This window comes from Streptomyces sp. CG4, assembly GCF_041080655.1.
Lineage (GTDB): Bacteria > Actinomycetota > Actinomycetes > Streptomycetales > Streptomycetaceae > Streptomyces.
Window position 1 is genome coordinate 9748040 of the sequence record NZ_CP163525.1, and the last position, 25094, is coordinate 9773133.

Below are 25094 nucleotides of genomic sequence, written 5' to 3' on the forward strand. Positions count from 1 at the left end.
CGACGGGACCGTTCACGGTTTTGCGAGGAAGTGGAACACGATGGCGAGCAATGAAGAGAAGCTGCGGGACTACCTGAAAAGGGTGACGGCGGACCTCCGCCAGACCCGCAAGCGCCTTCATGACGCCGAGGCGAGCCGTCAGGAGCCCGTCGCGATCGTCGGCCTGGGCTGCCGCTTCCCCGGCGGAGCGGACACACCCGAGGAGTTCTGGCGGCTGCTCGCCGAGGGCCGCGACACGGTCGCCGACTTTCCCGCCGACCGGGGCTGGGACCTCGACGGAGTCTTCGACCCGGCGGGCGGCACCGGCACCACATACGCCCGCCAGGGCGCCTTCCTCTACGACGCGCCGCTGTTCGACTCGGCGTTCTTCGACATCTCACCCCGCGAGGCCATGACCATGGACCCCCAGCAGCGGCTGCTGCTGGAGACCTCCTGGGAGGCACTGGAGCGGTCGGGCATCGAACCGGGGGCGCTGCGCGGCAGCCGGACCGGCGTGTTCATGGGCACCAACGGCCAGGACTACCTCGCGCTGATGCTGGGCCGGCCCGAGGAGTCCGACGGCCATCTGACCACGGGCATCACCGCGTCCGTGCTGTCCGGCCGGGTGTCGTACGTGCTCGGTCTGGAAGGGCCCGCGGTGACCGTCGACACCGCCTGCTCGTCGTCCTTGGTCGCCCTGCACCTGGCGGTCCAGGCGCTGCGCGGCGGCGAGTGCGATCTGGCCCTGGCCGGTGGTGTGACGGTGATGTCGACGCCGGGCGCGTTCGTGGAGTTCTCGCGGCAGCGGGGCCTGGCGGTCGACGGCCGGTGCAAGGCGTTCGCCGAGGGCGCCGACGGCACGGGCTGGGGTGAGGGTGTCGGCGTGCTCGTGGTGGAGCGCCTCTCCGACGCGCGGCGCAACGGGCACCAGGTGCTCGCGGTGGTCCGCGGCAGCGCGGTCAACCAGGACGGGGCCTCCAACGGCCTCACCGCCCCCAACGGCCCCTCCCAGCAGCGGGTCATCCGGGCCGCGCTGGCCGGCAGCGGACTGACACCGGCGGACATCGACGTGGTGGAGGCGCACGGTACGGGAACGGCGCTGGGTGACCCGATCGAGGCGCAGGCGCTGATCGCCACCTACGGTCAGGACCGTGAACGGCCCCTGTGGCTGGGCTCTGTCAAGTCGAACATCGGGCACACCCAGGCCGCCGCGGGTGTCGCCGGTGTCATCAAGATGGTGCTGGCCCTGCGGCACGGCACGCTGCCGCGCACCCTGCACGCCGACGAGCCCACCTCCCGCGTGGACTGGCCGGCCGGCGCCGTCAGGCTGCTCCATGAGAACACCGACTGGCCGCAGGACGAGGACCGTCCGCGGCGGGCGGGGGTGTCCGCCTTCGGTGTGTCCGGCACCAACGTCCACGTCGTCCTCGAACAAGCTCCTGACGAGCCGCCCGCCGACCCGGACACCCCCGCCCCCGTACCGCCGGCCCTGCGCCTGCCGTCCGCGGCGGTGCCCTGGGTCGTCACCGGCCTCACCCCCGCCGCCCTGCGCGACCAGGCCCGGCGGCTCGCAGACTTCGTACGGTCCCACCCCGCGACGGACCCGGTGCACACGGCTGCCGCACTGCTCACCACCCGGTCCGTCTTCGAACAACGGGCCGTGCTGCTCGGCACCGACCGCGAGGAACTGCTGCGCGGCCTGGACGCCCTGGCCGCCGGTCATGCACGGCCCGGACTGATCACCGGCTCCGCCTCCGGAACCGGCCGGACCGCTTTCCTCTTCGCCGGGCAGGGCTCCCAACGCCTCGGCATGGGGCGGGAGTTGTACGAGACGTACGAGGTGTTCGCGGATGCCTTCGACGAGGTGTGCGCCCAGGCCGACAGCGCCCTCGAACGCCCGTTGCGGGACGTGGTGTTCGGCACCGACGCGGAGCTGCTGAACCGTACCGAGTACGCGCAGCCCGCCCTGTTCGCCCTGGAAGTCGCCCTGTTCCGGCTCGCCGAGTCCTTCGGCCTACGCCCCGACGTACTGCTCGGCCACTCGATCGGCGAGCTGACGGCCGCCCACGTGGCCGGCGTGTGGTCCCTCGCCGACGCCTGCCGGCTGGTGGTGGCGCGCGGCCGGCTGATGCAGGCGCTGCCCGAAGGCGGCGCCATGGTCTCCCTCCAGCTCCCCGAGGACGAGGTGCTGCCCCTGCTGGAGGGCCGTACCGACCGGGTTGGGATCGCCGCCGTCAACGGGCCGCGCGCCACGGTGATCGCCGGGGTCGCGGCCGACATCGAGGAGATCGCGGAACGGGCGAGGGCACAGGGCCACCGGGCCACCGCCCTCCGCGTCAGCCACGCCTTCCACTCGCCGCTGATGGAACCGATGCTGCGTGACTTCCGGCGCGTCGCCGAGTCGTTGGAGTTCCACCCGCCGCGCCTGACCGTCGTGTCCGACCTCACCGGCCGCCCGGCCGATCCCGAGGACCTGACCGACCCCGAGTACTGGGTGCGGCACGTCCGGCACGCCGTCCGCTTCGCCGACGGCGTCCGGGCCCTGACCGGCCTCGGCGTCACCCGCTGCCTGGAACTCGGCCCCGACGGCACCCTGTCCGCCCTGGCGGCGCAGAGCCTGCCGTCCCCGGACGAGGTGCTCGCCGTCCCCGCCCAGCTCAAGGACCAGCCCGGGCCGCGGGCTTTCGAGACCGCCCTCGCCGCCCTGTACACGCGCGGCGTCGCCGTCGACTGGACCAGCCTCGTCACCGGCGCCGACACCGGCGCCGACACCGGCACCGGCACTCCGCCCGCGCCGCCCCACGCCCTGCCGACCTACGCCTTTCAACGGCGCCGCGCCTGGCTGCCCGCCGCAGCGTCCGGCGCCGCCGGAGTCCGCGCCGCCGGCCTCGGCGCCGCCCGGCACCCGTTGCTCGGCGCCGCCGTCGAACTCGCCGACGCCGGCGGCATCCTGCTCACGGGCCGGCTGTCCGTGCGGGCCCAGCCCTGGCTCGCCGACCGTGACACGGCGGGCAGCACCCTGCTGCCCGCGTCCGTCCTCGTCGAACTCGCCGTCCGCGCCGGCGACGAGGCCGGCTGCACCGTCCTGGAGACGCTGACCCTCCGTGATCCGCTGCCCATGCCCCGGCAGGGCGCGGTGCGGATGCAGATCCTGGTCGGCGCGGCCGACGAGACGGGCCGGCGCACGGTGACCGTGCACTCCCGACCGGACGACGACGAGGGCGACCAGCCCTGGCGCTGCCACGCCGAGGGCACCCTGAGCACCACCGCCCGGCCCACCGGCGACGTACCGGACCCCGGCGTCCGGCCGCCCGAGCAGGCCGAACCGGTCGACGTGGACGGCCTGTACGACCTGCTGTCCCTGCACGGCCACTCCTACGGACCGGCCTTCCGCGGCGTGCGCGCCCTGTGGCGGCACGGCAGTGAACTCTTCGCCGACCTCGCCGTCCCGGACGAACTGCGCGACCGCCATGCCGGAGCCTTCGGGCTGCACCCCGTGCTGCTCGACGCCGCGGTGCAGGTGGTCCTGTCGGCCGCGCCCGACGCGGGCGAGGGCCGGATCGCGCTGCCGCTCGGCTGGCAGGGGGTGACCGTGCACGCGAGCGGAGCGGACGCCGCCCGGCTGCGGGTCACCGGTGCCGGCACGGACCGGGTCTCGCTCACTCTGACGGACACCGCGGAACGGCCGCTGGCCACCGTCGACTCCCTCTCCCTGACCACCCTGCCCGTCGCCGACCTCGCGGCGGACGCGCCGGTCGACGGGCTGTACGCACTGGACTGGACACCGGTGACGGGGCATCCGGGGACCGGATCCGCCGGGCACCAGCACGGCGAGTGGGCGGTGCTGGGCCCGGACGGCGCGGCCCTCGCCGCCCACCTCACCGACCGGGGCGTCCCCGTCCGCGCACACCACGACCTGGCCGCTCTGCTGACCGCCCTCGACGAGGGCGCGGCAGCGCCCGCGACGGTGCTGCTCCCGGTCGGCTCCGCGGACCGCCCGGTCGACAGCACCGGCCTCGCCGCCGCGGCCCAGGACGCCGCCGCCGCGGTCCTCGCCACCCTGCAGCAGTGGCTGGCCGACGAGCGCCTCGACGCCTCCCGGCTGGCCGTGCTCACCCACCACGCCGTGGCGGCCGCCCCCGACGACCGCGTACCCGACCTCACACACGCCCCGGTCTGGGGGCTGGTGCGTACAGCCCAGTCGGAGCACCCCGGCCGCTTCCTGCTCGTCGACCGCGACACGGCCGATGCCCTGCCCCCGTCCGCGGTACTCGGCGAGGAGCCCCAACTCGCCGTGCGCGCAGGCGCGTTGCTGGCACCCCGGGTGGTCCGAGCGTCGCGTCCCGCCGGGGAGGCTCCCCTCGCGTTCGGGCCGGACGGCACGGTTCTGGTCACCGGCGGCACCGGCGGTCTGGGCGCCCTGGCCGCCCGGCACCTGGTGACCGGGCACGGCGTACGAAGGCTGCTGCTGGTCAGCCGGTCCGGGCCCACGGCACCGGGCGCGGCCGAACTGCGCGACGAGCTGACCGCGCTCGGTGCCGAGGTGACGGTCGAGGCCTGCGACGTCTCCGAACGCGCCGCCCTGGCCGCCCTCCTCGCCTCAGTACCGGCCGAGCACCCGGTCACCGCGGTCGTGCACACCGCCGGTGTCCTCGACGACGCTCTGCTCACCTCCCTCACTCCGGAGCGCCTCGCCACCGTCTTCCCCGCCAAGGTGGCCGCCCTCGCCCACCTGCACGAGCTGACGCAGCATCAAAAACTCTCCTCCTTCGTGGTGTTCTCCTCGGCGGCGGGCTTGCTCGGCAATCCCGGCCAGGCCAACTACGCCGCCGCCAACACCTTCCTCGATGCCCTCGCCCGGCATCGCCGCGCCGTAGGACTGCCGATGACCTCGCTGGCGTGGGGGCCGTGGGAGCGGTTCGGCGGCATGACGGCCACGCTGGACGCCGCGCACACGGCGCGGACGGCCGCCCAGGGTGCCATCCCGCTCTCCGCCGAGCAGGGGCTGTCCCTCTTCGACGCCGGCACCGCCGCGGACCGCGCGCTGCTGCTGGCGATGCGCCTCGACCCGGGCGCACTGCGGGGCCGCGCCGAAGCCGGAGACCTGCCGCCGCTGCTGCGCGGACTGCTGCGGGGGACCGTCCGCCGCGGCGCCGGCACCGCAGCCGGGCAGGGCGGCGGGTTCGCGCGGCGGCTCGCCTCACTGCCCCGCGCCCGCCGGTACCGCGCCCTGGCCGAACTGGTCAGCGGCCAGGTCGCCGCCCTCCTCGGCTACGACAGCGCCGACCTGGCGGGCTCCGACAAGCCGTTCAAGGAGCTGGGCTTCGACTCGCTCGCCGCCGTCAACCTGCGCAACCGGCTCAACCAGGAGACCGGACTGCGCCTGCCCGCCACGCTCGTCTACGACCATCCGACCTCCGGCGCCCTGATCCGTCACCTGGCCATGGAACTGGGTCTGGACGCCGAGCAGAGCGGCAGCGACGACGCCCCGGCCCGCTCCGGTGCCGCGGTACCCGACGACGACCCGGTGGTGATCGTCGGCATGGGCTGCCGCTATCCCGGCGGAGCCGACTCCCCCGAGGCACTGTGGCGGCTGGTCGCCGCGGGCGCCGAGGGGCTGGGGCCCTTCCCCGCCGACCGCGGCTGGGACCTGGACGCGCTCTACGACCCGGACTCCGACCGCCCCGGCACCACCTACGTGCGCGAGGCCGGATTCCTCTACGACGCCGGCCGCTTCGACGCCGAACTCTTCGGCATCTCGCCCCGCGAGGCGCTGGCCATGGACCCGCAGCAGAGGCTGCTGCTGGAGACCTCCTGGGAGGTGTTCGAACAAGCCGGGATCGCCCCCGGCTCCCTCAGGGGCAGCCGCACCGGCGTGTTCGCGGGCGTGACCTACCACGACTACGCGTCCGGCATGCAGATGGGCACCGCGGGCAACGTGGCCGCCGGCCGGGTGTCGTACGCCTTCGGACTCGAGGGCCCCTCGGTGGCCGTGGACACCGCTTGCTCCTCCTCCCTGGTCGCGCTGCACCTGGCGGCGCAGGCGCTGCGCGCCGGGGAGTGCGACCTCGCACTGGCGGGCGGGGTGGCGGTCATGTCACAGCCGGACCCCTACGTGGCCTTCAGCCGGGAACGCACCCTCGCCGCGGACGGCCGCTGCAAGCCCTTCTCGGCGCAAGCCGACGGCACCAACTGGGCCGAGGGCGTCGGGCTGTTGCTGCTGGAGCGCCTCTCCGATGCCCGGCGGCGCGGACACACCGTCCTCGCCCGGATCGCGGGCAGCGGCATCAACCAGGACGGCGCCTCCAACGGGCTGACCGCCCCCAGCGGCCCGGCCCAACAGCGGCTGATCCGGCAGGTGCTGACCTCCGCCGGACTCGCCGCCGACGACGTGGACGCCGTCGAGGCGCACGGCACCGGAACCCCGCTCGGCGACCCGATCGAGGCACAGGCGGTCGTCGCCACCTACGGGCAGCACCGCGAAAAGCCGCTGTGGCTGGGCTCGATGAAGGCCAACATCGGGCACACCCAGGCGGCCTCCGGTGCCGGCGGCGTCATAAAAATGATCATGGCGATGCGGCACGGGATCCTGCCCCGCACCCCGCACACGGACCCGCCCTCCCCGCATGTCGACTGGTCCGCGGGCGCGGTGGAGCTGCTGCGCGAGGACGTGGCATGGCCGCGCGGTGACCGCCCGCGCCGGGCGGGCGTCTCCTCCTTCGGCATCAGCGGCACCAACGCCCATGTGATCATCGAAGAGCCGCCCCGGGACGGAGAGCGCCCCACCGGCGGCACCGACGCCCCTGTCGATGCCCGGCTCGCCGAGGGCACCCGGACCGGGGCCGCGGCGTTGCCCGGCCGCATCCCGCTGCCGCTGTCGGCGCGCAGTGCGGACGCGTTGCGCGGACAGGCGGCCCGGCTGCATGCCTTCCTGGCCGACGAGCCGGAGCGGCGGCTGCACGACGTGGCCCTGTCGCTGGCCACCACCCGGTCCGCCCTGGAACACCGCGCCGTGCTCACCGTCGCCGACCACGATGAGGCGCTGCGCGCCCTGAAGGCCCTGACGGACGGCACCGAACCCGGCGCCGCCGTCATCAGCGGCACCGCCCGGACCGGCGCCGCGCAGCCGCCGCTCGTCCTTGCGTTCCCGCCCGCCGACGCCCGGTGGACGGCGAGCGCCGCCCCGCTGGCCGCCGTCGCCCCGGTGTTCGCGGAAACCCTCACGGCCTGCGGACGGGCACTGTCGGGACTGGTCGACTGGACTCCGGCCGACGTCCTGGCCGGACGCTGCGCCCCCGACTGGCGGCACCGGCCCGAGATCGCCGGCCCGCTCGGCTGGGCGGTGGCCGTCGCATTGACCGAGCTGCTCCGGTCGTACGGCATCGAGGCCGCGGCCGTGACCGGGCAGGGAAACGGGGAGATCGCGGCGGCCTGTGCCGCCGGGCTGCTCCCGATGGAGACCGGCGCCCTGCTCGCCGTGCACCACAGCCGCGGTACGCACGCGAGCGTGCCGCAGGTCCGGTTCGGCCCCGCCGAGACGCCGTTCTGCTCGGCCGCGACCGGCGGATGGCTGGACGCGGGGGAGGAGACCGACGCCAAAGGGTGGGCCACGGCACTGATGGAGAGCCCGGCGGGCACCGGGCAGGCGCTGCGGGTACTGCGGGACAGCGGGCACCGTACGGTCGTCGTCCTCGGTCCGTCGCTGCCCGGCGGTGAAGAGGACGAGGACACGAACAGGAAACGGCCCGGCGGCGAAACGGGCGAGGACGTGGACCTGCTGCCGCTCACCGGCACGGACGGGCTCGACGTGACGGCCCTCCTCGCGCACCTGCACGTCCGAGGCGTGGAGATCGACTGGGACGCCGTCTTCGCAGCCACCGGCGCCCACCGGGTGCCCCTGCCCACGTACGCCTTCCACCGCCGCCACTACTGGATGACGCCCGCCTCGCACGCCCCGGCCGAGACGGCCTCCGCGGAGAGTGCTGACGGAGCGGGAGGCGGTCACCCGTTGCTGGACTCGGCCGTCGAACTGCCCGAAGCCGGCGCGCTGCTGCTGACCGGCGTGCTGTCGCGCGCCACCCAGCCGTGGTGCGCCGCCGAGGCGGGGGCCGGCACGGTCGCGGTGCCCGGGTCCGTTCTCGTGGAACTCGCCGTCCAGGCGGGCGGCCGGGTCGGCTGCGACCGCATCGCGGAACTGACCACGGAGACCCCGCTGGTCCTGCCCGAGCGGGACGAGATCCGGCTGCGGGTGACCGTGGGCGAGCCCGGTGCGTCGGGGGAGCGGCCCCTGCGGGTTCACTCCCGGGCCGCCGGCGCCCTGCCCGGCACCCCCTGGACCCGCAACGCCCACGCGGTGCTGTGCCCGGGCGGCGCCCCCGCCTCCTTCGACCTGGAGATCTGGCCGCCCGCGGAGGCGGAGCCAGTTGACCCCGGCGGCCTGCCCCCGTCGGCCACCGAGGGCCTGGGCGGCCTGTGGCGGCGCGGCGACGACCTGTTCGCCGAGGTCGCGCTCACCGCCGGGCGACAACCGGAGGGCGCACACTACGGCCTCCACCCGGCCCTGCTGGACACCGCCTTGCGCATCCTCGTCCTCACCCAGGACGGGACCGGCGAACAGGACACGGCCCCCGTGCCCGACTCCTGGCACCAGGTGGCGCTGCACGCCGAGGGTGCCTCGGCGCTCCGTGTCCGGCTGACCCGGACCGGCACCGACACCGTCGCCGTGGAGGCCGCCGACGACACCGGCCTGGCCGTCGCCTCGATCGGCGCGGTCCGGCTCCGCGCCGCCGATCCCGCACGACTCGTCGGCGCCCGCACCGCCCAGCACGGCCCGCTGCTGCGCCTGCACTGGACCGAGACGGCGTGCGAGACCCCCACGGCCAAACCCCGCTGGGCACTGGTCGGTCCCGACCCGCTCGGCGCGCGTTCGGCCCTGATGAAGGCCGGTGTCTACACCGAGGCCTACGAGACCCTGGACCTCCTCGCGGAGGCCATGGGCTCCGGCGCGGCCGCACCCGAGGCGGTGCTCGTCGGCTGCGTGCCCGCGCCGGAGGACACGTCCGGTGCCCACTCGGTGCGGTACGCGGCCGAGGTGACCGCCGCCTGGCTGTCCGACGAGCGGTTCGCCGATGCGCGGCTGGTGTTCCTCACCCACGGTTCGCTCACCGCCGGCGACGGTACCGGGGCACCGGAGCCCGCGGTGGCCGCCGTATGGGGCCTGATCCGTTCCGCACAGCTGGTCGACCCGGGCCGACTGATCCTGGCCGACCTGGACGGCACACGTGCCTCCTGGCGCGCCCTGCCGGCCGCCCTGGCCGCCTCCGAGCCGCAACTGGCCCTCGTCCGGGGCGCCGTGCACGTGCCGCGGCTCACCCCGGTACCGGCTGTGGCGGGCGGCAGCGGGCTGCTGTCCGGCCCGGCGGGCACCGTCCTGGTCAGCGGTGCCACCCGTCCGGCCGCGATCGCGGTGGTCCGGCACCTGGTGAACGAGCGGGGCGTGCGCCGCCTGCTGCTCGCCGGACCGGCGGACGGCGATGCCGCTGCCCGGCTCGGGACGGAACTGACCGCGCTGGGCGCCGAGGTGACCGTCACCGCCTGCGACCCGGCAGACCGGGAGACGCTCGTGACCCTGCTGGAATCGGTCCCCGCCGAGCACCCGCTGACCGCCGTCGTGCACGCGGCACAGGTATCCGGGCCCGGCGGGACGGCGGAGGCGGATCTTCTGGAGGCGGAGCTGCGCGCGGCCCTGAACCTCAGCGAGCTGACGGCAGGCGAACCTCTCGCCCCTGCCGTACCCCTGGTCCTCCTCTCGTCCGCCGCCGGGACACTGGGTGCCGCCGGACGCGGGGGCGAGGCCGCCCTGGGCGCCTTCCTCGACGCCCTCGCCCAGCGCCGTCGCGCCGCGGGAGCGCCGGGGATATCGGTGGCGTGCGGTCCCTGGGACATCGACGACAGCTCGGCGAGCGGCGCACCCGCGGGTGTGGGCCGGCTGCCGCGGGCCGCGGGCCTGGACCTCTTCGACGCCGCCTGCGGCATCGATGCTTCCACCGCCGTCCTGCTCCGGCTGGGCGCCGACGCCCTCTCCGGCGGATCCGGCGGCGCGAGCCTGCCGGCGCCCCTGCGCGGTCTGGCCGGACCGCCGGCCCGGCGCCGGGTGGGGGAGCGGGGGGCCGCCGGAGTCCTGAGCACGCTCCGGCGCCGCCTCGCAGGCCTGTCCGACGCGGAGCGTGACGCGGTCCTCATGGACCGGGTGCGCGCCGACGTGGCGGCCGTGCTCGACTACCCCTCGCCCGAGGCGGTCGAGGACTCCTGTTCCTTCCGGGACATCGGTCTGAACTCGCTCACCGCCTTCGCCCTGCGCAACCGGCTGCGCGAGACCACCGGACTGAAACTGCCCGCAGCCCTCCTGTTCGAGGCCGACACCCCCGGACGGCTGGTGGCGCACCTCAAGGACGAGCTGCTGCGCCTGTGACACCGGCGGCCGTGCCTCACCCCAGAACTTCCACGACATCCAAGGAGAAGAGCCACAGATGAAGACAGACGGCGTCTACGTCGACACGGTCGGGACGTACATCCCGGACCGCTGGGTGAGCGTGGAACAGGCCGTGGCGGAAGGACTCTACGACGAGTACTCCGTCCAGTACGGCACCGGGCTCACCGCCGCGTACATCGCGGACGACCTGCCCGCGCTGGACATGGCCGTGTCCGCCGCCCGGCAGGCGTTCCGCCGGTCCGGCAACGACGTGGAGGACCTCGACTTCCATGTCCACTGCACCGCTGTGCAGCACGGTCCCGAGGGGTTCTACGCGCCCGGCTACGTGCTGCGCGAGCTGGGCGCGAGCGGGGTGCCCAGTACGGACGTGCGCCAGCACTCCAACGGCCTGCTGGCCGGCATCGAGGTCGCCGTCGGGCAGCTGACGGGCGCCGCCGGGGCCGAGACCGCGCTGGTGACGACCGCGGAGAACTTCACCAGTCCGCTGATCGACCGGTGGACGGGCTTCGGCACCGGATTCACCGCCAGCGACGGCGGCGCCGCCGTCCTGCTCAGCGCAGAGGGCGGGTTCGCGGCGCTGCGCGCGGTGAACTCCGGGACGCTGCCCGAACTGGAGCAGTGGCACCGGGGCGAGGAGACGTTGCTGCCGTTCCGCGGCGAACAGCGCAAGGCGTCCGGCACGATGGAATTGCTCGCCTACTTCAACCAGCACGTGGTGCCGCTCGACAAGTGCATGGAGATGATCCGTGACTTCGAGCTGGACATCGTGCACCGGTCGCTGGTGGACGCGGGGCTGAACGCGTCCGACCTGCGGTGGGTGGTGGCCGCCAACAGCGACTCCCGCATGATCGACCAGATGAAGATGCAGCCGCTGGGGCTGCCGATGTCCCGCTCCACCTGGGACTTCGGCAAGGAGTACGGCCACATGGGCGCATGCGACATGGCGGTCTCCCTCAACCACCTGCTCCTCAACGGCATGCTGGCCCCGGGCGACCACATCCTGATGACGACGTCGGCGTCCGGCTGGGTGTCCAGCTCGGCGGTCCTGACGATTCTGGAGCTACCGGCCTGGGCTCAGGAGCCCCCGGTCTCCTGAGCGACGGCGCGCCGGCCGGGCCCGCCCCGGCCCGCCCGGACACAGCACAGGACCCGGCACCGTGAGAGAGCGAGGTTGCCGGGTCCGTTGGCAGGCGCGGGTGCCCAGATGCCAGGGCAGTCCGGTGAGGTCAGTGCTCGCGCCGGGCGTACACCATCGAGTAGCGGAAGACCTCCGGCAGGTTCGCCGCGTGCTCCACCGTCACGGAGAAGCCCTGGGCGTCGAGGATGCCCCGCACCGCGTCGAGGCGGCCGTCGAGGTCCTGCACCTCGACGACGGCCTGGCGCACCCGCTGCCAGTCCGCCGCGTCCAGGCCCTCCATCACCTCCAGTTCAGCGCCCTCCACGTCGATCTTCAGCAGATCGACCGGACCCTCCGGCGCCCATTGGCGCAGCGCGTCGGAGAGCCGGTTGACCTCCGACTCCACCTCGATCCCGGCCATGATGCGGTCCACCGCCTCCTGGCCGATCTGCTCCACCGTCAGTTCCTGCCCGACCTTCTTCTGCTCCGGGTACCGGGTCGAGTTGCCGGGCAGGGCGGGGTAGAACGTGAAGCGGACCTGGTCCTCATGACGGCGACCCAGCGCGGAGCGCACCACCTCCACGTCCTTGGCGCCGTGGCTGTCCAGGTTCTCCAGCAGCGCCTCGTGGATCGCGGGGATCGGCTCGAAGGCCAGGATCTTCGCGCCGGGGAACTCCTGCTTGACGAAGAGGGAGAACAGACCCACGTTCGCGCCGGCGTCCACGATCCGTGAGGAGTCGGAGAGCTGGATGCCGTGCCGGAGATAGGTGCGTTCGACGAATATCTCGTTGTAGATGAAGTCGACTTCGGAGAAGAGCGCGCCCTCCGACTGCGGCACGAAGACGGAAAAGCCGTCGGCGACCTGAACCGACCTGATGACGGTCATGATTGCTCCCTGAGCCGTGGATTGCCGTTCAGTGTGCCCTGCGGAGTTCCGGCATTTTCCTAGACTTCGCCCCTCAGGCGTCTTTGTTGCGCAGCACCAGATACCCGCCGAGCAGCGCCGCGCTCACCCACAGCAGCATGATGACGAGGCCGCCGCCCGGCCCGTACGGCACATCGGAGTTCCGCACCACCCGCGCCATCGCCTCACCGGCCTGGTCGGGAAGGTAGTGCGCGACCTTCTTGGCTCCGGGTACGGAGGCCAGTATCTGCGTGATCAGGAAGAAGAAGGGCATGAGAATGCCCATGGACAGCATGGAGCTTCGCAACATGGTGGCCACGCCCATGGAGAACACGGCCATGAGAGTCATGTAGAGCCCGGCGCCCAGCGTCGCACGCAGCACGTTGTGGGCGCCGATCGTGGTGCTGTGCGAACCAAGTGCGGCCTGCCCGGCGAAGAAGGTCACGAAGCTGGTGACGATGCCGACCACGAGAGCGGCACCGGCCGCCACCGCAAGTTTGCTGAAGTAGAAGACGCCGCGCCGGGGTACCGCCGCCAGCGAGTTCCGGATCATGCCACTGCCGTACTCGGCGCCGATCACCATGACCCCGAACGCGATCATCGCCAGCTGGCCGAGGACGCCGCCGGTGAAACTGGTGCCGGCCGCGTCGAAGGTGAGCTTCTGCTGCTGCGACAGGTCGGCGTAGCGGGCATTGGACAGGGCGCTCACCAGCGTGCCGAAGGCCACGGTGACGGCGAAGGCGGCGAACAGGGTCCACCCCGTGGAGCGGACCGTGGTGAGCTTGGCCCACTCCGAACGGAGGATCGCGGTGGGTGAGGACATGGCTCAGGACTCCGTTCCGGTGGTCTGCAGTGTGGTCCGGTCGCCGTTCGACGCGGCGACGGCCGGACCAGTGCGGTACTCGGCCGCTTCGCTGGTGAGCGCGATGAACGCGTCTTCCAGGGACGCGTGCTGAGGGCTCAGCTCGTGCAGCAGGATGCGGTGCTCCAGCACCAGCTCGCCCAGCAGTTCCGCCGGGACGTCGGTCACCTCGAACACACCGGAGGCGCTCTCGGCGGCGGTGATGCCGGCCGCGGCGAGCACGTCCCGCAGCTTCTCCGGCTCGGGGGTGCGGATCCGCACGCATGAACGGGAGTTGCGGTCGATGAAGTCCTGCATGTCGGTGTCGGCGAGGAGTCTGCCGCGGCCTATGACCACCAGGCGGTCGGCGGTCAGCGCCATCTCGCTCATCAGATGGCTGGAGACGAACACCGTACGGCCCTCCTGGGCCAGCCGCTTCATGAGGGTGCGGATCCAGTGGATGCCTTCCGGATCGAGGCCGTTGACCGGCTCGTCCAGCATGACGATCTCGGGTTCGCCGAGCAGTGCGGCGGCGATGCCGAGGCGCTGTCCCATGCCCAGGGAGAAGCCCTTGGGCCGCTTCTTGGCGACTGAACTCAGTCCTACATCCTCAAGCACCTCGTCGACCCGCGACAGCGGTATGCCGTTGCTGAGCGCCAGACACCTGAGGTTCTGGTAGGCGCTGCGTCCCCCGTGCATCGCCTTGGCGTCCAGCAACGCCCCGACGTGGCGCAGCGGTTCCCGCAGCCGTGCGTACGGTTTGCCGTCGATGAGGACGCCGCCCGAGGTGGGCCGGTCCAGACCGAGCATCATCCGCATCGTGGTGGACTTGCCCGCTCCGTTGGGGCCGAGGAATCCGGTGACACAGCCAGGGCGGACCGTGAAGGTGAGGTTGTCGACCACCACCTTCTCGCCATACCGCTTGGTCACTTCCGTAAGCTCGATCATGCCGTCCACGCTATGCGGAGGAACTGCTTCCAGTCCGGGCCCGCCGGGAATGTCTAGGGGTTCTCGCAGTCGAGGGCGCGGTCACCGGCTGGGCAGTGCCGTCAAGTCCTGTGACAGCAGTGCGGTGTAGTAGGGCAGGTAGGCGTCCAGCAACGTTCCCAGGTAGTCGCAGTCCGCGGTGGCGCCACGGAAGTCCGGCACCAGCCGGCGCAGATGCCGTACGGACACCCGAGTGATGGCGGGGGAGCCCGGACGGTGCACGCGGCGGGCGGTGACACCCAGGCGCTGCTCGATGGCCGTCACGACCGACTCCACCGGCTGCGGGATGCCGGAGGCCACGTTCACCACCTCTTTGGTGACGCCGGCCTCCAGGAGCCGCGCGACCGCCTGCAGCAGGTCACGCACGTCGAGCAGGTCGCGGTGCGCACCTTGATGCACCGTCACCTCGCCGCCCGCGATGTGCCGGACGAGGGTGGGCAGCAACTGGTGCGCCCGTTGATGGCGGCCCACCACATGGCTCAGCCGGAGGATCAGGTGCTCGGTGCCCGACGAGCGCACCACGGTCTCCAGGGCCAGTTTGTGCCGCCCGTACGCGTTGGCCGGCCGTACCGGATCCGCCTCGGCCGCTTCCCCCTCCGGGAAGCCGTACATGGAGAAGGAGGCAGTGGAGAAGAACAGCAGCAGCCGCCCCTCCCGCCGGCAGTCTTCCAGCACGTCGTAGACGACCTGCGCCTCGCGGTCGTACTCGGCGATGGCCGCGGTGGACGTACTGGAGACCCCGGAGGCGATCGCGGTCACGTCGGGGAAGCGATCGCCGAAGGCGGCGGCGAGATTGCGGCCGAGGAAGCCGTCACCGATGATCCGCACGACCGTCTCCCCTGCGCGGCGGAGTGACCCCGGTCGCCAGAAGCCCGCCCGTGGTGCCCGTGACGGTGCGCAGGGCGGCGACCAGGGTCCGCGCCTGGACGTTGAGGTAGTGGCTGTACTTCAGCAGTTCACCGAGCTGATGCAACGTCAGCCACTGGTAGTCCTCCGGTACCTCGACGGGGACGTCGTCGTCCACCTCGACTATCAGGTACCGGTTCTGTGCGTGGCGGAACCGGCCCCCCTCCTCGGACAGCACCGTGTCGAACAGGATGCGGTGCGGGCGGGCCGCCTCCACCAGGTCGAGGAAGCGGGGGCGGCCGGCCGGGGGCAGATGGGCATAGTTCTCGGGCGTGCACTGGACGGTGGGGCCGAGTTCGACGACATCCAGATATCCCGGTTCGACGCGGGCATGCACCAGGCAGTGCGGTACACCGTCGATCCGGCGAACCAGCATCGCCGCCACCCCGGTGCCGTGCGGCTCGAGCAGCGGTTGCGACCAGGACGCCACCTCACGCCGGTTGGACACGACGTGCACGGGCACGATGCTGAAAAACAGGCCGCGCTCATGGGAGATGCGGTCCTCGGTGCGGTACCAGCCGCGCCCCTCGATCTCGCGCAGCGGCAGCAGTTCCGCGCTGACGTCCCGCTCGCTCTGCTGCGTGGTGATCCAGCTGCGGACCGCCACGTCCGAGTGGAGGGCGCGGGCCGGAACCGTGCCGTGGTGCCAGTCGGGCAGACAGGACAGCACCGTCCGGGCATCCATGTTGACCAGGTTCTCGTAGTGCAGCAGCGCATTGACCTGGCGCAGGGTCAACCAGCAGAAGTCCTCGCCCGCTTCCACCTCGGGACCCACCTCGACGATCATGTTGCGGTTCCGTTTGCAGAAGAACCAGGATCCCTGCTCCGACTGAAGGACGTCGGCGAGCACCCGGTGGCCCCGCGCCCGCGGCTCGCGGAAGCAGTCCAGGTAGGGCACCGGGGAACCACCGTGCACCCTGGTGTAGTTGCTCTTGGTGGCCTGCACGGTCGGCGACAACTGCACCCCGTTGACGTTGCCCGGCTCGGTCTTCGCCTGCATCAGGCAGTGCAGCACACCGTTGATCTCCCGGACCGCCACGCCCAGGATGCCTATCTCCGGCTGCCGGATGATCGGCTGGCTCCACTCCGGGACCGGCCCGAAGTCCGTGCGCACCCGGATCCCGCGCACCGCGAAGAAACGCCCGCTGCGGTGTTCCAGGTCGCCGGTGTCCGCGGCGAAGTGCCAGCCGGACAGTTCGGCGAAGGTGGTGTGCCTTACCTCCTGGCTGTGCCTGCGGCGGCGTTCGTCCAGCCAGTCGAAGAACTCGACGTCGGACATCGCTTCACCGCCCGTGGCCGTCGCGGAGACGGCCAGCCGCGCGGCCAGGACCGCATCGGTGTCGGACTCGGGACCGGTCCCTTTGAGCTGGGGCATCGCTGCCTCTCCATCGGATCGACGTCGGCCCGCGGCGCCTGCCGCGGGCGCCATGGGGTTACTACAGGGGGCACGACGGGCCGGGTTGCACGGGTGCCCCGGACACCCCTGCCACGGCCCGGTCCGCCGGATCGCAGGCGCGTGAGCCGGCCCCCGCAAGGCGTGCCGCGAGTGCCACGGAGGTCAGCACCAGGCCCTCGGCGACCAGCCACCGCCCGGCGACCTCGGCGCCGCCGCCGGCGGCACCCGCGAAACCGGACGGCAGCGGCACCAGCAGCCGGGCCGAGAAGGTGCCCCGCGCGCCGAGCGCGGTGTCCGGTTCGCGCGTGAAGCGCAGCCGGGCCTCCTCGAACCCGAGCGGTCTGCGGGTCAGCGGGAACCAGACCTTGAACACCGACTCCTTCGCGCTGAACAGCAGGAGATCCCAGGGCACTTCCGGTGCCGTCCGTCCCAGCCGGGCGAGGTCGGCTCGCTCCTCGGGCAGCGACACCGCCTCCAGGACACCGTCGGGCAGCGGGGCGTGCGTCTCGGCGTCGACGCCGAGCGCGGCCAGGTCGGTGTCGCGGGCGACCGCGGCCACCCGGTAGCCGTCACAGTGGGAGATCGCACCGACCACCCCCGCGGGCCAGCCGGGCTCGCCGCGCGGGCCGGGCAGCAGCGGTACCGCCGGAAATCCCAGCGCGGCCAGCGACAGCCGGGCGCACCGCCGGCCGGTGGCGAACTCCCGGCGGCGCCTGTCCACCGCCCGGGCCACCACCGCCTCCTCCTCCGGGAACAGCGGGGGCGTCACCAACTCGCCGCGGACCTCGGTCACTTCCACCGCGGCCGGCAGCAGCCGGCGCATCAGCGAAGTCATCGGGCACCTCGCCGGGGAAGGATCTCGCGCAGCAGCGGATCGGGCATCCCTCGGGCCTGCCACTCGCGCGGGTAGCCCAGCGACACCTCGCGGTGCGGCACCCCGTCGTGCCAGGTGGTGCGGGGGATGTGCAGATGGCCGTAGATGACGGTGGCCGCCCGGTAGCGCCGGTGCCAGTCGTGTGTGGCGGTGGTTCCGCACCACAGCGCGAACTCCGGGTACCGCAGGATGAGGGTGGGCTCGCGGACCAGCGGGTAGTGGTTCACCAGCACGGTCGGCAGGTCCGGTGGGCAGGCCTCCAGGCGCTCGCGGGTGTAGGCCAGCCGCGCCCGGCACCAGGCCGCGCGGTCGGGGTAGGGGTCGCTGTGCAGGAAGTACTCGTCGGTGGCCACCACCCCGGCCTTCTCCGCCCGGGCGAGCGCGTCGGCGACCCCGGTGGCACCCGGCGGCAGGAAGGAGTAGTCGTACAGCAGGAACAGCGGTGCGATCACCACCGGCCCGTCCGGCCCGGCCCAGTGCGCATACGGGTCTTCCGGGGTCAGCACTCCCAGCGACCGGCACAGTTCGACCAGGCTGCGATAGCGGGCATCGCCGCGCAGGGTCACGGGGTCGTCGGGATGCGTCCACAGCTCGTGGTTGCCCGGCGCCCACACCACCGTCGCGAAGCGCTGGGAGAGCAGCCCCAGCACCCACTCGACATCCGCTGTCAACTCCCCGACGTCACCAGCCACGACGAGCCAGTCGGAGGGATCGGGCGGGTACAGGTCCCGCACCACGGTGCGGTTGTGCTCGTAGGCGACGTGCAGATCACTGACCGCGAAGAGCCTGCCACCCGTGACACGGCTCACCGCTTCGCTGCCTCGCCGGTCGCGGGCGGGGGATCGGTGGTGGGCATGTGTACTCCTCGCTGCACGTCCGGCGCTTCTCTACGCGCCCGGCGGTCTGCTTTATGCCACCGTCCCGCCCGACCGCACAACGCGCTCCCGCCCCATCGGGCCGAGTACCAGGGAAACGCCCAGAGTTCCGCCCGATAAGACCGCCCAAGCCAAGCGCTGCTGGATAGTGACGGCACATCCGTACGAACGAACCAGTGCTTCAGAGCGTGGAACCCGCTGAACCCACGAACAGAGGATGGACGAGCAGCGTGCGCGTTTCCCCCGCCGACGACGGCCTGTGGTGCCGGCGGTTCACCCCGGCTCCCGACGCCGCCCACCGACTGGTCTGCTTCCCCCACGCGGGAGGCTCGGCCAGCTACTACGTACCGGTCTCCGCGGCCCTCAGCCCGCGCGTCGACGTCATCGCGGTTCAGTACCCGGGCCGCCAGGACCGGCGCAACGAGCCATTGGTCGAGGACATCGGTACGCTCGCGGACCAGGTGCACAAGGCCCTGCGCGGCACGGAGGACCGCCCGCTGACCTTCTTCGGACACAGCATGGGCGCGCTCGTCGCCTTCGAGGTGGCCCGGCGGTTCGAGCAGGAGGGCAGCGGACCCGTACGGCTGTTCGCCTCGGGTCGGCGTGCCCCCTCCCGCTACCGCGACGAGAACGTCCATCGGCGCACCGACGACGGCATCATCGCCGAGGTCAAGGCGATGAGCGGCACCGACGACCGGCTGCTGGGCGACGAGGAACTGATCCGGATGTTCCTGCCCGCGCTGCGCGGCGACTACCGGGCGGTGGAGACCTACCGCAGTGCCCCGGGCGCAACGGTCGGCTGCCCGATCACCGCGCTGGTCGGTGACAGCGATCCCAAGACGTCCGTCGACGAGGCCGAGGACTGGGAGAAGCACACCACGGGGGACTTCGACCTGCGGATCCTGCCCGGCGGCCACTTCTACCTCAACAGCCGGGCCGCAGACGTGCTGAAGATTCTCGACGAGCACTTCGCCGCACAGGCCGCATCGCAGGGCATCTGATCAGGAAGGGTGATCGTGAGCACATCCGACGACGCGCTCCTGGTGCAGGTCGCACGGGGTGAGGCCAGCCAGGAGGAGATCGCGGCGCTGACCGCGGTCCTCCTGGCCCGTGCCGCTGCTCGCGGCCACGCGCCGGAGCCGGCAGGCGGCCCCCGCACCACCGCCCGCTGGCGCCGTCCGGAACGCTGGCCCTCCTACGTGTCGCCGCTCAGCTGGAGGGTGCTGTAGTGGACCCCGCTGCGTGGCGGCCGAGGTCCGTGGTCAGGCGGCTCCCTGGGGGCGGATGTCCCCGGCCAGGCCCGCCTCCTTGAGCGCGGTGGCAAGGCCCGAACGGCCGGACGTCGACATCTTGCGGTAGCAGCTCGTCAGGTGCTTCTCCACGGCCCGCCGGGAGACACCGAGGTCGTCGGCGATGGCCTGGTTGGTCAGGCCCTGCACGGCCATCTGCGCCACCAACCGCTCCGCGGACGTCAGCTGTGCGCGGGCGAGGACGCGGACGGCCGCCGACCCCAGCAACTCCTGCGCCCGGGCCGCGACCGAGGACGCCCCGCACTCCGCGGCCAGCTCGTACGACGTCCGCAGTGCCGTCTCCGCCTCGGTGGCGTCGCGCGGTGCCACCACCTCCGCGAGCCGCAGCAGCACCGCCGCCCGCGCGTGCAGATCGGCGGATTCCTGCAGTACCTCGGTGGCTTCCCGCAGCAATGCCGGTGCGGAGGCCTTGTCCGAAACCATCGCCTGCAGCGCCAGCGCGCGGCCCAGGCCCGACGGGGCACCCCAAGCACGAGCCTGTTCGAGATGCTGTGCGCACAGCTGCGCGGCCCGGTCCGATTCGCCCATCCGGTGCAGGGTGCGTGCCGCCCAGTAGGCCGGGGGTGCCATGATCGGATTGCGCCATCCGGCCCGCTCCAGGGCGTACCAGGCGTCGAGGAAGTGCTCCACCGCCATGCCCGGTTCGTGCCGCAGCTCCGCCTCCATCCCCCGGACCAGAGTGAGCATCGCCGCCAGCTCGCAGTTCTCGTGGAGCCCACGGATCCGGTCCGGCAGCGAACCGACCAGCTCCGGCTCGCGTCCCCGCAGTGCCACCATGACCAGGGCCATCGCGGACAGCGCGCTCACCTCGTCCGGACCGACCACCGAGCAGGCCTGCACGGCCCGTTCCCGCGCAGCCGTCAGCCGGCCCTGGGCGAGCAGTACAAGTGCCTGCTCGCTGAGGATCACCGACTCCTCCAGCCGCCCGCCCCGCCGCACGGCGTCCGCCAGGGCCGCGTCCAGCCAGGGCAGCAGCCCCGCCACCGAGTCGGCGGCGGCCGAGACCGACACGATCAAGGGCAGCATGGTGTGCACATGAGCCGCGGAGGCCGGCTCGTGCTCCAGCACACGGCGTGCGAGCGCTCCGATCCGGGTGGCGGGCATCGTCGCGGACACCATCGCCGCATGCAGCTGCGCCATCAGCAGTTCCCGCTGGCCTCCGTGCGCCATCTCCGGTTGCGCGCCCAGCCCGGCCAAGCGGTCCGCAGCGGACGACAGCACCGCCGGATCGTTTTCGCAGAGGTAGTGCAGCCGGGCCTCCAGGCGCAGCGCCATCATGCGCCGGTCGCCAGGCGCCGCCCCGGGGGCCGCCAGCTGCTCCGCCGTCTGCCGCAGCAGATCACCCAACGAGAGCAGGGTGGCCCCGGGCGCCACCGGGGTGAGCACCATCAGCGCCTCGGCGCGCTCCAGGACACCGGGCAGCAGCGGGAACGCCTGGGCCACGTGCCGGAAGGCCACCGACGGGGCGAAGCTCCGCTCCACGGTCGCCAGTTCCACCAGCAGGCGGGCCCGCGCCCTGCTGTGCGGCGGGACGTCGCGCAGGGCGCGGCGCAGATAGCGAGCGGCCTTTTCCGGGGCGCCGCGCTGCACTGCCGCGTCGGCCGCGCGTCGCAGTGCCGCCAGCGCGTCGTCGTCCAACTGCACCGTCGTGACCAGCAGATGACCGGCCACCCGCTCGGGGTCGCTGCCCCGATAGCGCAGCAGGGCGGCCGCCTGCAGGTGCAGCCGGTCGCGTTCGCCCGGTGGTGTGGCTTCCTCGACCACCTCGTGCACGGCCCGGTGCGCCAGCCCGAAGCGGTCCTGCCGGGAGAGCAGCGCCAGTCGGTGCAGCCGGCGCAGGCTCTCGTCCCGGTCCACCGGGTCCAGTCCGGCCAGCTCGCCCACCAATTGCGGGTCCGCGTCGGCGCCGAGGACCGTCAACGCACGGGCCACGGCGAGCACGGGCTGCGGCTGCTCCCGCAGGCACAGCAGCAGACGGCGACGCAGCGCCGGAGGAACCAGCGCGGCCACCGTGGGTGCCTCGGCGGCCACCGGGGCAATGCCGCGCGTCCGGCACTCCTGGAGAAGCGCTACGAGGTGCAGGGGGTTGCCGCGTGCGGTGTCGTGGCACGCGGCCGCGAACTCCGGGTCGGCCGGCACGCCCAGGCGCTCCAGGGTCATGCCCTCGACCGAGGCCATGCCGAGCGGGGCCGGCAGCAGTCTGTGCTCGGCTGCCGCGGCCAGCGGCCAGTTGCCGGGCTGGTCCGCCCCGGATTCCCCTTCGCACACGGTCACCGCGACGAGTATCCCCCGGTGGGGCACCTGTTGCACGAGCTGGTCGAGCCAGTCCCGCGATCCCTCGTCCACCCAGTGCAGATCGTCGATGAGCAGCACCGGTATTCGGTCGTGGCTCATGTTCTCCACCATGGACAGCAGAGCGCGCACGGTCGTCGGGGTGTGCTGCCGGGGCGACTCGGGGTCGCCCTGGAGGAAGGCGAGCGCGGGCCGCGCCGGTCCCGAACACCATCGGCCGACGAACGATCCCGACGTGAGAACCGGACTCAGCAGTTGCCGGGTGACACCGAGGGCGAAGTCGCGTTCTGTGGGGGCGGCATAGGCCCGCATCACCAGAGGCCGTGGTGGTGCCAGCGACCCGGTGATGGGACCGATGGGCAGTCGTGAGGCCAGTTCGCCGATCTCCGTCAGCAGGGCCGACTTGCCGATTCCGGGCGGGCCGCTGATCACGACCAGGGATCCGCTGCCGTGTACGGCGAGCCGCAGGGCCTCGGCCGCCACTTTCAGTTCGTTCTGCCGCTCAAGCAGCATGCCGGCGGTCTCCTTGCACGGTGTGGTGGAACATGAGGGGTGATGAGAAGTGCTTCGACGTGCGGTTCATGTCATCTCAGTCCCACCATCCCGGGCTCTGGGCCGGCGCGAGGCGGTGTCCACCCGCGCCGGGTGGTGCAGTCCGGCCCACTCCTGGGCGACGGTGGCGTGCACGAACGGTCCGGACACGGACGTGCGGCTGAGCCGGCCCAGCGCGCGCTCGGTCAGCCGGGCCGCTTGTGGGTCCGGGGACCCGAGTCCCCGGCGCAGTTCGGTCCAGGCGAGTGCGGAGTCGCTGCCCCACCGCCCGGCCAGCCGCAACTCCTCGGCGAACAGCGCCGAGGCCCGGTCGTCGTCACCGCAGCCCAGATGGGCCAGGGCAGCCAGGGAACGCCACGCCACCAGCGCTGGGTTGCCCCACCTCCGGGCCGCCAGCCACCGTCCGCACTCCTCGGCTGCCGCCAGCGCCTGCTCAGGGCGCCCCCGGCAGAGCGACAACTGGGCACGGGCGTACAGCAGATGGGCCCAGAAGGTGCCCTCCTCGGCACGGGGCGGCAACTCCTCGCCGGCCAGCGAAGCGGCCTCCTCGTAACGCTCCCGCGCAACCAGCAGCCGGATCTCCAGCGCCCGCAGCGCGGTGAGCCGGGAGGGATGCCACACCTGCGGCGGTACCAGAGACCTGGCGGCGGCGAGATCGTGGGCGGCGGTGTCCGGATCACCGGCCTGCAGGCCCAGGTTGGCCCGCAGCAGCAGGCCCGCCGTCACCAGCGTCGGGCTGCGGCGATGCCCGGCCTTGGCGAGCGTGGCGTCCAGCTCGCGGAGCGCCGTGCCGTGCGCGTCCGCGAGGGCCAGGGCAGCACAGGTGGCGAGCCGGGGGTACAGCGCTCCGTCGAGCGGCGCCCGCAGCAGCTTCTGGCACGACTCCCGTACCAAGGCCGCGTCTTCGCCTCGCAGCGTTCGCTGCCACACCCTGGCGGCGAGCACGGCCGGATGTTCGTCCGGGCTCGGCCGACCGTGGGGCGTCGCCCCCGGTTCCGGTGTCGTGGATCCCTGGCGGCTCGCGACGTCCGTCGGGCAACGTCGCACCTCCGCCGGCGGGAGATCCGCGGACCTCGCACCGTCGGCCCCGTACAGCATGGCCGCCGCCCTCGGCGCCAGGCCGGGTTCACCCCGGGCGAGGAGGAGGTCCGCAGCGGCGGTGTGCACGCGCGGGGGAGCCTGCGCTCCGGACAGCAACTCGTGTAGCCTGCGGTCCGCCGCCTCGGGCGCGATCACCGCGTACGCCTCTGCGGCCTCCAGCAGCACCTCGGCGCGCTCTGCCGGGGGGAGCGGCTCGTGCAACGCCCGCTCCAGCGCCTCGGCGGCCTCTGCGTGCCGGCCCCGGGCCAGCCGGGTGCGGGCGGTGCGGCGCAGTACCCACGGCACCCACGGCTCGCCCAGCGGCACGGTGTTCAGCAGCAGCGTGGCCAGCTCCTCCTCGTCGGCGTCGCACCGATGCGCCCAGCGGGCGGCGTCCGCGTACAGCTGCCTGCGTTCGTCGCCGTCCATACCGGCCAGCACTGCGGATGCCCGGTCCGTCAGCCTCAGCAGTGGCGGATCACCGAAGTCGATCAGGCCCTGTACCCGTAGCGTTCGCAGAGCGGCCGGGAGTTCGGTCTTGTCGAGACCCACCAGCGAGGCCATCCGGTCCACCGTCACCAGGCCCCGGCAGACCGCAAGCCCACGGAGCAGCGCGCGGGGCCCGGCAGCCAGCTGTGCGGCGGACGCGGCTGCCCGTTCGGCACCCGCGGCGTCGATTCCACGGGTGAATGCCGTCGTCAGTCCGGTGGCGGACACCTCGGCCGGCTCCCGGCGCAGCTCGTCCAGAGCCCGCCGCAGCAGCCAGGGGCTGCCCCGACTGAGCCGGGCCGCCCGCTCCCACCAGAGGCCGTCCGACGCGGCCGGGGCCGGCAGCCCCGCCGCTGTGCACATCGCGCGGACCTCCGGCACACCGAGCGGCCCGAGTTCCAGCAGCCGGCCTCGGCCGTCCTGGAAGGCGGCTGCCTGGTTGAGGAGCGCGGCGCAGGCATCGGGGAACTCGCCGCGGGCACTGGTGACGGTCAGCAGCACACCCAGCGGCGCCGAGGGGAGCCGCCGTAGGAGCGCCCCGATCACCTTCACCGACTCCGGGTCCGCCCACTGCACGTCGTCCAGGGCGAGGAGCGTCGGCCTGCCGGCGGCGGACAGCAGAGAACGGCACCATCTCTGCGCCGACCCCTCCGTGGGCGGCTCCGTGGCGCACTTCGTGCCGGCCGGGGCGGACTGGGGCGGCCGCAACTGCCGTACGAATGCGTAGGGGGTGTGCGAGGACGGCGCTGAACCCAGTGCGGTGAGCACCTGGACACCGACCGAGCGGGCGAGGGCCATGCCGCGTCGCAGCAGTCGGCTGCGACCACTGCCCGGGATGCCGTGGATCACCGTCACGCCGGCATTGCCGTCGGCGAGCCGGCTCATCATGTGAAGCAGCGCCGCCTGTTCGGCGTCCCGCCCGTACAGCGGTGCGAAGTCGTCCTGGGTGGCTCGCTCGTGCAGCACGAGACTCGACGGTGTCGGTCGGCGGTCGGGAGCT

The 25094-nt window shown here is 73.0% G+C and carries 13 protein-coding genes; 4 read left to right on the top strand and 9 right to left on the bottom strand.

Annotated elements, in window-relative coordinates:
* Positions 1–40: 40 nt before the first annotated feature.
* Both AB5L52_RS44350 and AB5L52_RS44355 read left to right on the top strand, forming a co-directional pair.
* Complete coding sequence (locus AB5L52_RS44350; protein ID WP_369368686.1) at positions 41–10450, top strand: type I polyketide synthase; 10410 nt, start codon at positions 41–43, stop codon at positions 10448–10450.
* Positions 10451–10508: 58 nt separating this feature from the next.
* On the top strand, positions 10509–11567 hold the full coding sequence (locus AB5L52_RS44355; RefSeq protein ID WP_351028967.1) for a ketoacyl-ACP synthase III family protein: 1059 nt from the start codon (positions 10509–10511) through the stop codon (positions 11565–11567).
* Between the two features lie 130 nt (positions 11568–11697).
* On the opposite strand, the gene AB5L52_RS44360 is transcribed toward AB5L52_RS44355, so the two are convergent.
* The 7 genes from AB5L52_RS44360 to AB5L52_RS44390 form a co-directional block, all read right to left on the bottom strand.
* Complete coding sequence (locus AB5L52_RS44360; protein ID WP_351028968.1) at positions 11698–12474, bottom strand: FkbM family methyltransferase; 777 nt, start codon at positions 12472–12474, stop codon at positions 11698–11700.
* A gap of 73 nt (positions 12475–12547) precedes the next feature.
* Positions 12548–13315, bottom strand: a complete 768-nt coding sequence (locus tag AB5L52_RS44365; protein WP_351573330.1) for an ABC transporter permease — start codon at positions 13313–13315, stop codon at positions 12548–12550.
* Positions 13316–13318: 3 nt separating this feature from the next.
* On the bottom strand, positions 13319–14281 hold the full coding sequence (locus AB5L52_RS44370) for an ABC transporter ATP-binding protein (RefSeq protein WP_351028971.1): 963 nt from the start codon (positions 14279–14281) through the stop codon (positions 13319–13321).
* Positions 14282–14362: 81 nt separating this feature from the next.
* Positions 14363–15148: an NAD-dependent epimerase/dehydratase family protein gene (locus tag AB5L52_RS44375; RefSeq protein ID WP_369368687.1), complete on the bottom strand. Its 786-nt coding sequence runs from the start codon at positions 15146–15148 to the stop codon at positions 14363–14365.
* Positions 15132–16601, bottom strand: a complete 1470-nt coding sequence (locus AB5L52_RS44380; RefSeq protein ID WP_369368688.1) for an NDP-hexose 2,3-dehydratase family protein — start codon at positions 16599–16601, stop codon at positions 15132–15134. The genes AB5L52_RS44375 and AB5L52_RS44380 overlap by 17 nt, the downstream gene beginning before the upstream one ends.
* Positions 16602–16662: 61 nt before the next feature.
* Positions 16663–17457, bottom strand: a complete 795-nt coding sequence (locus AB5L52_RS44385) for a 4'-phosphopantetheinyl transferase (RefSeq protein ID WP_369368689.1) — start codon at positions 17455–17457, stop codon at positions 16663–16665.
* Positions 17454–18305 (bottom strand): metallophosphoesterase, encoded by an 852-nt coding sequence (locus tag AB5L52_RS44390; protein ID WP_369368690.1) that lies wholly within the window; start codon positions 18303–18305, stop codon positions 17454–17456. The genes AB5L52_RS44385 and AB5L52_RS44390 overlap by 4 nt, the downstream gene beginning before the upstream one ends.
* A gap of 296 nt (positions 18306–18601) precedes the next feature.
* Between AB5L52_RS44390 and AB5L52_RS44395 the strand changes: the two genes are divergently transcribed.
* Together AB5L52_RS44395 and AB5L52_RS44400 are read left to right on the top strand one after the other, a co-directional pair.
* Entirely contained in the window at positions 18602–19372 is a 771-nt protein-coding gene (locus tag AB5L52_RS44395) for a thioesterase II family protein (RefSeq protein WP_351028980.1), read from the top strand.
* A gap of 15 nt (positions 19373–19387) precedes the next feature.
* Positions 19388–19600 (top strand): acyl-CoA carboxylase epsilon subunit, encoded by a 213-nt coding sequence (locus tag AB5L52_RS44400; protein WP_351573347.1) that lies wholly within the window; start codon positions 19388–19390, stop codon positions 19598–19600.
* 33 nt (positions 19601–19633) lie between these two features.
* Here AB5L52_RS44400 and AB5L52_RS44405 read toward each other — a convergent pair whose 3' ends face one another.
* Both AB5L52_RS44405 and AB5L52_RS44410 read right to left on the bottom strand, forming a co-directional pair.
* Complete coding sequence (locus tag AB5L52_RS44405; RefSeq protein WP_369368691.1) at positions 19634–22486, bottom strand: AAA family ATPase; 2853 nt, start codon at positions 22484–22486, stop codon at positions 19634–19636.
* Positions 22487–22552: 66 nt separating this feature from the next.
* Complete coding sequence (locus AB5L52_RS44410) at positions 22553–25060, bottom strand: AAA family ATPase (RefSeq protein ID WP_369368692.1); 2508 nt, start codon at positions 25058–25060, stop codon at positions 22553–22555.
* Positions 25061–25094: the final 34 nt, after the last annotated feature.

What these genes read in the sequence shown, in the direction of transcription:
- AB5L52_RS44350 (WP_369368686.1), top strand. Translation starts at nt 41, where the DNA reads ATGGCGAGCAATGAAGAGAAGCTGCGGGACTACCTGAAAAGGGTGACG.
- AB5L52_RS44355 (WP_351028967.1), top strand. Translation starts at nt 10,509, where the DNA reads ATGAAGACAGACGGCGTCTACGTCGACACGGTCGGGACGTACATCCCG.
- AB5L52_RS44360 (WP_351028968.1), bottom strand. Translation starts at nt 12,474, where the DNA reads ATGACCGTCATCAGGTCGGTTCAGGTCGCCGACGGCTTTTCCGTCTTC.
- AB5L52_RS44365 (WP_351573330.1), bottom strand. Translation starts at nt 13,315, where the DNA reads ATGTCCTCACCCACCGCGATCCTCCGTTCGGAGTGGGCCAAGCTCACC.
- AB5L52_RS44370 (WP_351028971.1), bottom strand. Translation starts at nt 14,281, where the DNA reads ATGATCGAGCTTACGGAAGTGACCAAGCGGTATGGCGAGAAGGTGGTG.
- AB5L52_RS44380 (WP_369368688.1), bottom strand. Translation starts at nt 16,601, where the DNA reads ATGCCCCAGCTCAAAGGGACCGGTCCCGAGTCCGACACCGATGCGGTC.
- AB5L52_RS44385 (WP_369368689.1), bottom strand. Translation starts at nt 17,457, where the DNA reads ATGACTTCGCTGATGCGCCGGCTGCTGCCGGCCGCGGTGGAAGTGACC.
- AB5L52_RS44405 (WP_369368691.1), bottom strand. Translation starts at nt 22,486, where the DNA reads ATGCTGCTTGAGCGGCAGAACGAACTGAAAGTGGCGGCCGAGGCCCTG.